This is a genomic window from Streptomyces sp. NPDC006739, from assembly GCF_042869815.1.
In the GTDB taxonomy this organism is placed as follows: domain Bacteria; phylum Actinomycetota; class Actinomycetes; order Streptomycetales; family Streptomycetaceae; genus Streptomyces.
On the sequence record NZ_JBIAGM010000003.1, the window covers coordinates 476,084 to 488,407 of the forward strand.

The following is a 12,324-nucleotide window of genomic DNA, read 5'->3' on the forward strand; positions in this document are numbered from 1 at the left end:
GCCGGGCCTTTCCGGCCCGGCCCCGGCGAAGGCTCACCGTGCTACGGCAGCGGCGGGTAGGCGTTCTGCATCAGCTGCTGGAACTGGGCGGAGAACCAGTGCCCGGACAGCGGTGCGTTGGGCAGGGCGCCGGACATGTTGTTGTTGTTGCGGGGGTTGCCCGTGTACGTCGGGTCGCACATGCGGTCGAAGCCCTTGCCCTCGTTGTTGGCGATGGCGGTGCTGGAACCGTCGGACTCACCCGGGGGCTTCATCCACACGTAGGCGTCGATCCCGGGAGCCGGGCTGGCCTGCGGGCGTTCACCGAGACCGGCACCGGCCTGGTTGCACCAGTTGCCGACGTGGATACGGCGGTCGTAGCGACCACCGTCGACGTAGGCGTCCACACTGGTCTTCGGGCCCGGGCCGGTCGGGCGGGCGCTGCCGCCCCAGCCGTTGCGGGAGGTGTCGATCAGCATGCCGATGCCGGAGTTGAAGCCGACCGACACCAGCTCGTTGCGGAAGGCCTGGGCGAAGGACAGCTCGTCGACGTACCGGTTCCAGTCCACCCACTTCGACTGGCGCACCGTGGTGCCGTTGACGGTGTCGTTGACGGTGAAGTTGTCCTCCTTCAGGGCGCTGTAGTTGGCGGTGTCGGTGATGAACCCGGCCACGTCGTCGACCGTGGCGCCCTCGCTGGTGGCCGCCTGCTTCAGCACGTTGGCGGAGGGGGCGAAGTTGTCGTCCCAGCCGAGCCAGCCGTGGTGCCCGGCGTCGAGGTAGTTGTAGACGTTGGGGATGGCGCCCAGCTTGGCGAGGGCGTAGCCGACGCCCTTCACGTAGTTGCCGTTGGCGAGCATGGTGTCGCAGTTGGGGGTGGCGGTGGCCCGGCTGCCGGTGTTGGTGACGAGGTTGGGCAGCGAGTCCAGCTCGACGGTGGTGACGATCCGCAGCGAGGCGTACTTGGGGTCGGACAGGATCGTCGCGATCGGGTCGATGAACTGCGTCTTGTACTTGTCGATGTCCGTCGGGCCGAGTTCGCCGTTGGAGGCGAGGGCGGAACAGTCACGGCCGGGCAGGTCGTAGACGACCAGCTGGACGACCTCCGGGCTGCTGCCCTTCTGGGCGAGGGCCGCGTCCAGGTGGGCGCGCAGGCCCATCTTGCCGTCGGCGCCGTTGATGGCGGCGATGCGGTCGAGCCAGACGCCGGTGGGCTGGTTGGAGACGCGGCTGCCGCCCGGCTCGGCGGCGGCGTTGGCGGACCACTCGGGGTTCACGTACACCTTGGCGCCGGCGTACGGGTTGTCGACCCGGGTGCCGGTGCCTCCGCCTGTGCCGCCACCGGTGCCTCCGCCGGTGCCGCCGCCGGTACCCCCGCCGGTGCCGCCACCGTCGTCGACGTTGCAGGTGACGCCGTCGAGGGTGAACGTGGCCGGGATCGCGTTGGTGCCGCTGTAGCTGCCGTTGAATCCGAAGCTGACCGAACCGCCGGTCGCCAGCGAGCCGTTGTAGCTTTCGTTGGCCGCGGTGACGGCGCTTCCGCTCTGGCTGATCTGGGCGTTCCAGCCGCTGGTGACCTGCTGGTTGCCGGCGTACGACCACTTCACGGCCCAACTGGACTTCGCGGCACCGTTGTTGGTGACGGTCACGGCGGCGGTGAAGCCGGTGTCCCACTGGTTCTGCACCTTGTAGTCGACGGTGCAGGGGATGGCGGAGGTCTGGGCGGTCGCCGGCGCGGCGGTCAGTGCCGTCCCGGAGGCCCCGGCGACCAGCGCCAGGGCGGCGAGCAACGGTGTTCTGGTACGACTCATGAGTGCGGGTTTCCTTCTTCCGTCGGGAGGATTGCGTGGGGGATCAGGGGTTGACGGCGCGCAGGTGGTCACGCAGACCGGCGCCGTAGGCGGTGGGGGTGCCGTCGTAGGCGGAGATCAGGGACGGACCGGAGGAGCAGTCCCAGGTGTTCCAGGTCCAGCCCAGGTAGGACAGGTCGTGGTCGTCGAACCACTTCATGACCCCGTCGACGAACCCGTGCGAGCAGGTGTTCTCGCCGATCTCCCCGGCGATCAGCGGCACCTGGGCCGCGACCGGCGCGATGGTCGAGTTCCAGCAGCTCTCGGTGGAACAGGTGTTGAAGTTGTACACGTGGTACGAGGCGGCCAGATTGCCCGTGGGGTCGGTGGGCCGGTAGGCCGTCCACTGGCTCAGGTCGTTGGAGTAGGCGAGTCCGCCGGCGAGGATCACGTTCCTCGCCCCGGCCCCGCGGACGGCGTCGACCAGGTCCTGCATGCCGGCCACCGGGTAGGAGATGCCGGGGCAGGTGCCGCCGTCCCTCCAGCACTGCCAGGCCTGGGCGGTGGTGGAGGTCGCCCGGTCCGGGTAGGGCTCGTTGAACAGGTCGAACACCGCTGCCTGGTCGTTCTTGAAGGTGCCGGCCACCGAGGACCAGAAGGCCGGGCCGTACTGCCGGTCGGGCATCGGCTTCTGGCAGGTGGCGTGCACGTCGGAGCAGCCGGCCGAGTTGCCGGTGTACTGGCCGTAGGACCAGTGCAGGTCCAGGATCGGGGTCAGCCCGTGCGCCTCGACGCGGGCCACCAGGTCCTTGACGGCGTTGATGTAGTTGGTGCCGCCGTACTCCGGCTTGACGTTCGAAAGTCCCAGCCAGCACTCCTCGTTGAGCGGGATGCGGACCGCGTTCGCCTTCCAGTCGGCGATCGCCCTGATCGCCGCGTCGTCGACGGGCCCGTCCCAGATGCCCTTGCCCTGCACGCACATGAACTCGCCGCCGGAGCGGTTCACGCCGAGCAGCCTGCGGGTCCGGCCGGCGGCGTCCACGAGCTTGCTGCCGGACACGTGCAGCGCGGGTGCCGAGCCGCTCGCCGGGGGCGGGTCGGTCGGCGGGGGCGTCGGCTGGGTGTCGACGTTGCAGGTCGTGCCGTTGAGCTTGAACGTCGTCGGTACGGCGTTGCTCCCCGACCAGGAGCCGAGGAACCCCGCGCTGACGCTGGCGCCCGAGCCGAGGGAGCCGTTGTAGCTCTCGTTGGCGGCGGTCACGGTGGTGCCGGACTGGGACCACTTGGCGTTCCAGCCCTGGGTGACCTTCTGGCCGCCCGCGAAGTCGAAGCCGAGGCTCCAACCACTCAGCGCCGCCATGTTGTTGGTGATCTGCACGGAAGCCTGGAAGCCGGTGTCCCACTGGCTGGTGACCGAGTACTCCACCGTGCAGGCGGGCGTGGCTCCCTGCGCCGACACCACCGGTACGGCCACGCTCCCGAGGAGCGCGACCGCGCCGGCGACGGCTAAAAGTACTGAACGCGGGGGGTGTCGCATGAGCGACTCCTTGCAGCTCGGGCGCGCCGTGACGGACGCGTCGACTGATTGGAATCGCTCCCACTGGTGCGAAGGAAGGTATCGCCAAGTGCCCGCGAAGGACAGGGGAGCCGCTTGACTTTTCCTCAACCGGATCCGTCGAATCATTTCGACTCTTCAAGCACCTTGACCGTTCCTACCCCCGTCCGCACTATGGGAGCGCTCCCACTGGTTCAAGCCTTGACTTCTCCCCCCGAGCCGCAATCCAGCCGCACAAGGAGGAACCAGCACATGGATCCCGGACGCAGACGCAGAGCCGTACGGCGGTTGTGGACCGCCGTGGTGGCCGCGCTGGCCCTGCCCCTGTCGATGCTCGCGGCGGGCACGACCACCGCCCAGGCCGCCTCGCTGCAGTGCAGCGTCGACTACAAGACCAACGACTGGGGCTCCGGTTTCACCGCCGACCTCACGATCACCAACCGCGGTACGGACCCGATCAACGGCTGGACGCTGGCGTACGCCTACGGCGGCAACCAGAAGCTCAGCAACGGCTGGAACGGCACCTGGTCGCAGTCCGGTCAGTCGATCACCGTGAAGGACGCCGGGTACAACGGCACCATCGCCGCGGGCGCCGCCGTCTCCACGGGCGCCCAGTTCACCTACAGCGGCACCAACACCGCCCCGACGAGCTTCGCGGTCAACGGCACCACCTGTGCCGGCGCGCACCAGCCGCCGGTCACCGTGCTGACCAGCCCGGCGGCGGGCGCCGTCTACACGCAGGGGGACGCCGTCCCGCTGGCGGCGACCGCGGCGGCGGCCGACAACGCCACCATCAGCAAGGTGGAGTTCTACGACGACACCACGCTGCTGGGCACGGACACGAGCGCGCCGTTCACGCTCCCGGTCTCCAGTTTGTCCGTGGGCAGTCATTCGCTGGTGGCGAAGGCGTACGACAGCCTGGGCGCCTCCGCCGAGTCGACGCCGGTCGGCATCACCGTGGCCTCGGGTCCCGCGATCGTCGCCTCCCCGTCCCAGCTGGGCGTCCAGCAGGGCAAGACGGGCACGTTCTCGGTGAAGCTGTCGACGCAGCCGAGCGCCAGTGTGACGGTGGGCGTGGCCCGCACCGACGGCAACACCGGCCTGTCGGTGACCGGCGGCTCGTCGCTGACCTTCACCCCCGCCAACTGGAACACCGCGCAGACGGTGACCGTGACGGCCGACTCCTCGGGCACCGGGGTGGCGACCTTCACCGCGTCGGCGACCGGTTACGCCAAGGCGGCGGTGGCGGTGACGGAGCTGGCCGCACAGAAGGCGTACGACGCCCGCTTCCTGGACCTCTACGGGAAGATCACCAACCCGGCCAACGGCTACTTCTCCCCCCAGGGCATCCCCTACCACTCGGTGGAGACGCTGATCGTCGAGGCCCCGGACCAGGGTCATGAGACCACGTCGGAGGCCTACAGCTACCTGCTGTGGCTCCAGGCGATGTACGGCAAGGTGACCGGTGACTGGTCGAAGTTCAACGGGGCGTGGGGCCTCATGGAGAAGTACATGATCCCCACCCACGCCGACCAGCCCACCAACTCCTTCTACAACGCCTCCAAGCCGGCGACCTACGCGCCCGAGGAGGACACCCCGAACCAGTACCCGGCGAAGCTGGACACGTCGGTCCCGGTCGGCTCCGACCCGATCGCCGGTGAACTGAAGTCGGCGTACGGCACGGACGACGTCTACGGCATGCACTGGCTGGAGGACGTCGACAACGTCTACGGCTACGGCGACACTCCCGGCGGCACCTGCGAGGGCGGGCCGACGGCGAGCGGACCGTCGTACATCAACACCTTCCAGCGCGGACCCCAGGAGTCGGTCTGGGAGACGGTCCCGCAGCCGACCTGTGACGCCTTCAAGTACGGCGGCACCAACGGCTACCTGGACCTGTTCACCGGCGACAACTCCTACTCCAAGCAGTGGAAGTACACGGACGCCCCGGACGCCGACGCGCGTGCGGTGCAGGCCGCCTACTGGGCGGACGTGTGGGCGAAGGCGCAGGGCAAGGGCGGCGACGTGTCGGCCACCGTCGGCAAGGCGGCGAAGATGGGCGACTATCTGCGCTACGCCATGTACGACAAGTACTTCAAGAAGATCGGCAACTGCGTCGGACCGTCCACCTGCCCGGCCGGCACCGGCAAGGACGCCTCGGACTACCTGCTGTCCTGGTACTACGCCTGGGGCGGCGCCACCGACACCAACTCGGGCTGGGCCTGGCGCATCGGCTCCAGCCACGTCCACGGCGGCTACCAGAACCCCCTGGCGGCCTACGCGCTCAGCTCCTACGCCGACCTGAAGCCCAAGTCGGCGACCGGCGCCACCGACTGGAGCAAGTCGCTGCAGCGGCAGCTGGAGTTCTACCAGTGGCTGCAGTCGTCCGAGGGTGCCATCGCGGGCGGCGCGACCAACAGCTGGCAGGGCCGGTACGCCAGCCCGCCGGCCGGTACGTCGACCTTCTACGGCATGTACTACGACTGGGAGCCCGTCTACCACGACCCGCCCTCCAACCAGTGGTTCGGCTTCCAGGCGTGGTCGATGGAACGGGTCGCCGAGTACTACCAGCAGACCGGCGACACCACGGCGAAGTCGATCCTCGACAAGTGGGTCAAGTGGGCACTGTCCAAGACCACGATCAACCCGGACGGCACCTACCAGATCCCCTCCACCCTGCAGTGGTCCGGCCAGCCCGACACCTGGAACCCGTCGAGCCCCGGCTCCAACAGCGGGCTGCACGTCACCGTCGCCGACTACACCAACGACGTCGGCGTGGCCGCCGCGTACGCCAAGACACTGACGTACTACGGCGCCAAGTCCGGTGACGCGACCGCCAAGTCCACCGCCAAGGCACTGCTCGACGGCATGTGGAACAACTACCAGGACAGCCTGGGCATCGCCGTCCCGGAGACCCGCACCGACTACAGCCGGTTCGGCGACAGCGTGTACGTGCCCAGCGGCTGGAGCGGCAAGATGCCGAACGGCGACGCGATCAACTCGTCCTCGACGTTCAGCTCCCTGCGGTCCTTCTACAAGAACGACCCGGCCTGGTCGAAGATCGAGGCCTACCTCAAGGGCGGCGCCGCGCCCAGCTTCACGTACCACCGGTTCTGGGCCCAGGCGGACATCGCCATGGCCATGGGTTCGTATGCGGAGTTGCTCGAATAGTCCCCGCTGACGCTCCGCGTGCAGGTCCCGCCACCTGACGGCGGGGCCACCGGACCGGGCGGTCCCCTCCCGCACAGGGGGCCGCCCGGTCGTCATGTACTCCTCCGATGTGACGACAGGACCCTGAGCCGCCCGTGTGAGAGAGGACCCCCACCGTGCGCAGAACCCGCATCCTCACGGCCGTGCTGGCGCTGGCCGCCGGCCTGCTCGCGGGCACCCCGCCCGCACTGGCCGCCTCCGCCCCGAGGACCACGGTCGCGGCCGACACGTACAGCTGGCACAACGCCCGCATCGACGGAGGCGGTTTCGTCCCCGGCATCGTCTTCAACCGCTCCGAGAAGAACCTGGTGTACGCCCGCACGGACATCGGCGGTGCCTACCGCTGGCAGGAGTCGACGAAGACCTGGACCCCGCTGCTGGACTCGGTCGGCTGGAACGACTGGGGGCACACCGGGGTCGTCAGCCTGGCCTCCGACTCCGTGGACCCGAACAAGGTGTACGTGGCGGCTGGCACGTACACCAACAGCTGGGATCCCGGGAACGGGGCGGTGCTGCGCTCCGCCGACCGGGGCGCCAGCTGGCAGAAGACGGACCTGCCGTTCAAGCTGGGCGGGAACATGCCCGGCCGGGGCATGGGCGAGCGCCTCGCGATCGACCCGAACAAGGACAGCGTGCTGTACCTGGGCGCGCCCAGCGGCAAGGGCCTGTGGCGCTCGACGGACTCCGGGGTGACCTGGTCGCAGGTGACGGCCTTCCCCGATCCCGGCAACTACCAGCAGGACCCGACCGACACGACCGGATACGCCAGTGACAACCAGGGCGTCGTCTGGGTCACCTTCGACGAGTCCACGGGCAGCTCGGGCAGCGCCACCCGGACGATCTACGTCGGGGTCGCCGACAAGGACAACGCGGTGTACCGCTCGACGGACGCGGGCGCCACCTGGTCGCGGCTGCCCGGGCAGCCCACCGGCTACCTGGCCCACAAGGGCGTGCTCGACGCCAGGAACGGTTACCTGTACCTCGCCTACAGCGACAAGGGCGGCCCGTACGACGGCGGCAAGGGCCAACTGTGGCGGTACGCCACGGCGACCGGCACCTGGACGAACATCAGTCCGGTCGCGGAGGCGGACACCTCCTACGGCTTCAGCGGCCTGACCGTCGACCGGCAGCACCCGGGCACGGTCATGGCCACGGCCGCCAGCTCCTGGTGGCCGGACACCCAGATCTTCCGCTCCACCGACAGCGGCGCCACCTGGACGAAGGCCTGGGACTACACGTCGTACCCCAACCGCGCCAACCGCTACACGATCGACGTGTCCTCGTCCCCCTGGCTGACCTTCGGCGCCAACCCCTCCCCGCCCGAGCAGACCCCCAAACTGGGGTGGATGACGGAGTCGCTGGAGATCGACCCGTTCGACTCGGCGCGGATGATGTACGGCACGGGGGCGACGCTCTACGGCACCGAGAACCTCACGAACTGGGACAGCGGCGGCCAGTTCACCGTCAAGCCGATGGTGCAGGGGCTGGAGGAGACGTCGGTGAACGACCTGGCCGCGCCACCGTCCGGCGGCGCCCAGCTGTTCAGCGCGCTCGGGGACATCGGCGGCTTCCGGCACACGGACCTCACCAAGGTCCCCCCGCTGATGTACACCTCCCCCACCTTCACCACGACCACCGGTCTGGACTTCGCCGAGACGAACCCGAACACCGTCGTGCGGGTCGGCAACCTCGACTCCGGCCCGCACATCGCGTTCTCGACGGACAACGGCGCCAACTGGTTCGCCGGCACGGACCCCTCGGGCGTCTCGGGCGGCGGCACGGTGGCGTCCGCGCCGGACGGCGGCCGGTTCGTGTGGAGCCCGGCAGGCACCGGTGTGCAGTACACGACGGGCTTCGGCTCGTCCTGGTCGGCGTCGTCCGGCATCCCGGCCGGCGCGCGCGTGGAGTCGGACCGGGTCGACCCGAAGACCTTCTACGGTTTCAAGTCCGGCAAGTTCTACGTCAGTACGGACGGCGGCGCCACCTTCACCGCCTCTCCCGCGACCGGCCTGCCCAGCGGCGACAGCGTGCGTTTCAAGGCGCTGCCGGGCGCGCGGGGCGACGTGTGGCTGGCGGGCGGTGCCACGGACGGCGCGTACGGCCTGTGGCACTCGACGGACGGCGGGACCAGCTTCACCAAGCTGTCGAACGTCGAGCAGGCCGACACGGTCGGCTTCGGCAAGGCAGCGGCGGGAGCCTCCTACCAGACGCTGTACACGAGCGCGAGGATCGGCGGGGTGCGCGGCATCTTCCGCTCGACCGACGAGGGAGCGAGCTGGACCCGAATCAACGACGACGCCCACCAGTGGGGTTGGACGGGCGCGGCCATCACGGGTGACCCGAGGGTGTACGGACGCGTGTACATCTCCACCAACGGACGGGGTGTCATCTACGGCGACACCTCCGACACCGGCGGCGGGGGCACCGGGGGCGGGGGCGGTACGAACCCCCCGCCCAGCGGCGCCTGCACGGTCACCTACAAGATCACCAACCAGTGGGCCGGCGGTTTCCAGGCCGACGTCCAGCTGACCAACACCGGCTCGGCGGCCTGGAGCGGCTGGTCACTGGGCTGGACCTTCGCGGACGGCCAGAAGGTCACCCAGGCCTGGAACGCCGACTCCACCCAGTCGGGCACGGCGGTGACGGCGAAGAACGTCGGCTGGAACGGCGCGGTGGCGCCGGGCGCGTCGGTGGCCTTCGGATTCACCGGGAGCTGGTCGGGTGCGAACACCAGGCCGGCGTCGTTCCAACTGGGCGGTCAGACCTGCGGCGCGGGCTGACCCGGCATGACGAAGGACCGCACGCCGAACCGGGGATCGGGGCGGCGGCGGTCCTGGTCCGGCAGGCGGGCCAGACGCTCCGCGAAGTCCTCGGTGCGCCGCTCGCCGGGCGGCAGCATGGTGAACCAGCCCCGGCGCAGGTCGGCGATGGTGGCGCGGGGGCTGCGGCCCTGGCCCAGGCCGGGGAAGGAGGCCCGGCCGGCGGGGCGCAGCCCGTGGGCGGCGGCGTGCGCGGTGACGGTGCCGGCCGCGTCCTGCGCGGCGCGCCGGGGACGCGGGGCGAGAACGGCGTCGATGTCGCTGCCGACGTCGTGCGCGGCGGCCTTGTCGACGGTGGTGACGTACACACCGCCGGGCCTGAGGACCCGGGCGCACTCGCCGACGATGGCCCGGACGTCGGCGGGACCGTCCATCAGGTGCAGCAGCCAGACGCTGGTGACGGCGTCGAAGGTGCCGTCGGCGAAGGGCAGCCGGCGGCTGTCGGCCAGCAGGATCGCGCCGGGCAGCCGGGCAGCCGCCGTACGGGCCATACGGGGGCTGAGGTCGGCGCCGGTCACCCGCAGTGCGGGCCGGGCCGCCGCCAGCAGCCGGGTGACGATCCCGGTGCCGCAGGCGATGTCGAGGAGCCGGCCGGGCCGGTCGGGTATCAGGCCGAGGACGGCGCGGGCGGCCGCCTCGGCCCGGGGTTCGCCGCCGCGCGAGGCGTCGTAGCCGTCGGCTTCCTTCTCGTAGTCGAGCACACCCTCAGTTTGCCCCGTGGCCTGGGGCGATGTCCTCCACCCTGCGGGCCAGCGCCAGGTCCTTGTCGGTGATCGCGCCGCCGGCGCTGTGGGTGTGCACGGAGAGCGAGACGGTGTGGTAGCCGAGGGTGAGGTCGGAGTGGTGGTCGAGTTCGTCCTGGACCTGCGCGATGTGCACGACCAGGGCCGCGGCCGCGAAGTGCGACTCCAGCCGGTACGAGCGGGTGATGCGGTCGCCGTCCAGCGACCAGCCCGGCAGCTCGGCCAGCCGGTCCTCGACCTCTTTCTGCGACAGTGGTTCGACGGCCATGACCAGGCTCCCTGCCTCGGTGTCGGGTACCCGTCCAGCCTGCCACGCTCTCCGACGGGCGCGCTCCTCCACTACGGTCGTCCGTATGACCACGCTCACCACGGGCCCAGCCGCCCCTGCCGGCCCCGCGGGCCCCGCGGGCACCGCCTCCGCCGACAAGGGGGTCGGCCGACTGCTGCGCGCCTGGCGGGAGCGGCGCCGGGTCAGCCAGTTGGAACTGGCCCTGCGCGCCGACTCCTCCGCCCGGCACATCAGTTTCATCGAGACGGGCCGGTCCCGGCCGAGCGAGGAGATGGTGCTGCGGCTGGCCGAGCACCTGGACGTGCCGGTGCGGGAGCGCAACTCCCTGCTGCTGGCGGCCGGTTACGCCCCGCGCTACCCGGAGACCCCGCTCGGCGACCCGGCGCTGGACGCGCTGCGCGACGGCATGGAACGGCTGATCCAGGGCTACGAGCCGTATCCGGCGCTGGTGGTCGACGGAACGTACACGGTGGTCGCCGCCAACCGGGGCATCGCCATGCTGCTGGAGGGCGTGGCGGAGTCGTTGTTCCGGCCCGCGCCCAACGCGATGCGGCTGACCCTGCACCCCGAGGGCCTCGCGCCGCGCATCCGCAACCTGCGCGAGTGGCGCGGGCACCTGCTCGCCCAGATGGAGCGGGAGATCGCCCTGCACCGGTCGGACACCCTGCGCGCCCTGTACGAGGAGGTGGCGGCCTATCCGGTGCCGGAGGAGGCGCCCGGCGGGGAACCGGAAGAGCCCGTGGCCTACTTCGCGCTGCCGCTGCTGATCGAGCACGCCGGCCGGACCCTGTCCTTCGTGTCGTCGATCTCCACCTTCAACACGCCCATGGACGTGACGGTCGCCGAGCTGGCCATCGAGACGTTCCTGCCCGCCGACCCTGCCACCGCCAAGTACCTGCACTCACTCGTGGTGTGACGAGCACGTGTGCGACGCGGCGGGGCGTGGCACACTGCTCGCGTACTTCGGCGCGTAGGGGAGGCGTGGCGTGAGTGAGCGGCGGGCTGCGCCCACCGTCGGCCAGGTGGTGCTCGGCAAGCGGCTGCAGGAGTTGCGGGAGGCGGCCGGGCTGAGCCGCGAGGAGGCCGCCCGGGTGGTGCGGGTGGCGTCGGCGACCGTACGGCGGATGGAGATGGCCGAGGTCGCGCTGAAGATCCCCTACGTGCAGGTGCTGCTGACCACCTACGGGGTGTCCGAGGAGGAGTCGGCCGCCTTCGTGGAGCTGGCCGAGGAGGCCAACCAGCCGGGCTGGTGGCAGCGCTTCCACGATGTGCTGCCGGACTGGTTCAGCCTGTACGTCAGCCTGGAGGGGGCCGCCCGGATCATCCGCTCCTACGAGCCGCACTTCGTGCCCGGCCTGCTGCAGACCGAGGACTACGCGCGGGCCGTGATGGAGGCCGGCACGATCGGGCACGGCGACCCGCGGACCATCGAGCGGCACGTGTCGCTGCGCATGGAGCGCCAGCGGCTGCTGGACCGGGACGACCCGCCCCACCTGTGGGTGATCATGGACGAGACGGTGCTGCGGCGGCCGGTGAGCGTGCGCGCCGAGGTGATGCGCGAGCAGCTGGACAAGCTGCTGGAGTACGCCGACCGGGACCGGGTCACCCTCCAGGTCGCCGAGTTCGCGAGCGGCCCGCACCCGGGGACGTACGCGCCCTTCTCGCTGTTCCGGTTCGCCGAGCCCGAGCTGCCGGACATGGTCTTCACGGAGTACCTCACCGGCGCCCTGTACCTGGACTCGCGCAGCGAGGTCTCCACGCATCTGGAGGTCCTCGACCACATGACCGCGCAGGCCGCGTCCGCCCGGCGCACCAGGGAGATCCTGCGCGAGTGCCGCGCACGCTGACCTCCCGCTGACCCGTACGGGTGCCGTGGACGGGTGCGCTGCGGCGTGTCGCCCTACCGTCGAAGCGGGCGGACGATCCCGCCGACGCGAAG

The 12,324-nt window shown here is 70.5% G+C and carries 8 protein-coding genes; 4 read left to right on the forward strand and 4 right to left on the reverse strand.

Annotated features, from left to right (window positions below):
• Window positions 1-41 precede the first annotated feature (41 nt).
• Together ACFYMM_RS09015 and ACFYMM_RS09020 are read right to left on the reverse strand one after the other, a co-directional pair.
• Window positions 42-1,790, reverse strand: coding sequence for a glycoside hydrolase family 6 protein (locus ACFYMM_RS09015; RefSeq protein ID WP_388385140.1), 1,749 nt, complete (start codon window positions 1,788-1,790; stop codon window positions 42-44).
• Between the two features lie 43 nt (window positions 1,791-1,833).
• The gene (locus tag ACFYMM_RS09020; RefSeq protein ID WP_388385141.1) at window positions 1,834-3,306 is read right to left on the reverse strand and encodes a cellulose binding domain-containing protein; all 1,473 of its coding nucleotides are present in this window, start codon (window positions 3,304-3,306) and stop codon (window positions 1,834-1,836) included.
• A 270-nt stretch (window positions 3,307-3,576) separates the two neighbouring features.
• On the opposite strand from ACFYMM_RS09020, the gene ACFYMM_RS09025 reads away from it, so the two are divergent.
• Together ACFYMM_RS09025 and ACFYMM_RS09030 are read left to right on the forward strand one after the other, a co-directional pair.
• Window positions 3,577-6,495, forward strand: coding sequence for a glycoside hydrolase family 48 protein (locus ACFYMM_RS09025; RefSeq protein WP_388385142.1), 2,919 nt, complete (start codon window positions 3,577-3,579; stop codon window positions 6,493-6,495).
• A gap of 155 nt (window positions 6,496-6,650) precedes the next feature.
• Window positions 6,651-9,314, forward strand: a complete 2,664-nt coding sequence (locus ACFYMM_RS09030) for a cellulose binding domain-containing protein (protein ID WP_388385143.1) — start codon at window positions 6,651-6,653, stop codon at window positions 9,312-9,314.
• Here the strand turns inward: ACFYMM_RS09030 and ACFYMM_RS09035 are convergent.
• Entirely contained in the window at window positions 9,293-10,054 is a 762-nt protein-coding gene (locus ACFYMM_RS09035) for a class I SAM-dependent methyltransferase (RefSeq protein WP_388385144.1), read from the reverse strand. The genes ACFYMM_RS09030 and ACFYMM_RS09035 overlap by 22 nt on opposite strands.
• A gap of 4 nt (window positions 10,055-10,058) precedes the next feature.
• Window positions 10,059-10,364, reverse strand: a complete 306-nt coding sequence (locus ACFYMM_RS09040) for a 4a-hydroxytetrahydrobiopterin dehydratase (protein ID WP_388385145.1) — start codon at window positions 10,362-10,364, stop codon at window positions 10,059-10,061.
• 85 nt (window positions 10,365-10,449) lie between these two features.
• Between ACFYMM_RS09040 and ACFYMM_RS09045 the strand changes: the two genes are divergently transcribed.
• Both ACFYMM_RS09045 and ACFYMM_RS09050 read left to right on the forward strand, forming a co-directional pair.
• Window positions 10,450-11,301, forward strand: coding sequence for a helix-turn-helix domain-containing protein (locus tag ACFYMM_RS09045; RefSeq protein WP_388385146.1), 852 nt, complete (start codon window positions 10,450-10,452; stop codon window positions 11,299-11,301).
• Window positions 11,302-11,371: 70 nt separating this feature from the next.
• Window positions 11,372-12,232 carry a helix-turn-helix domain-containing protein gene (locus ACFYMM_RS09050; RefSeq protein WP_388385147.1) on the forward strand — a complete coding sequence of 287 codons (861 nt, stop codon included), beginning with the start codon at window positions 11,372-11,374 and terminating at the stop codon, window positions 12,230-12,232.
• The last annotated feature ends 92 nt before the right edge of the window (window positions 12,233-12,324 follow it).

Excerpts from the sequence above, each read along its gene's own strand:
- ACFYMM_RS09020 (WP_388385141.1), bottom strand. The coding sequence starts at position 3,306 with ATGCGACACCCCCCGCGTTCAGTACTTTTAGCCGTCGCCGGCGCGGTC.
- ACFYMM_RS09040 (WP_388385145.1), bottom strand. The coding sequence starts at position 10,364 with ATGGCCGTCGAACCACTGTCGCAGAAAGAGGTCGAGGACCGGCTGGCC.
- ACFYMM_RS09015 (WP_388385140.1), bottom strand. The coding sequence starts at position 1,790 with ATGAGTCGTACCAGAACACCGTTGCTCGCCGCCCTGGCGCTGGTCGCC.
- ACFYMM_RS09025 (WP_388385142.1), top strand. The coding sequence starts at position 3,577 with ATGGATCCCGGACGCAGACGCAGAGCCGTACGGCGGTTGTGGACCGCC.
- ACFYMM_RS09045 (WP_388385146.1), top strand. The coding sequence starts at position 10,450 with ATGACCACGCTCACCACGGGCCCAGCCGCCCCTGCCGGCCCCGCGGGC.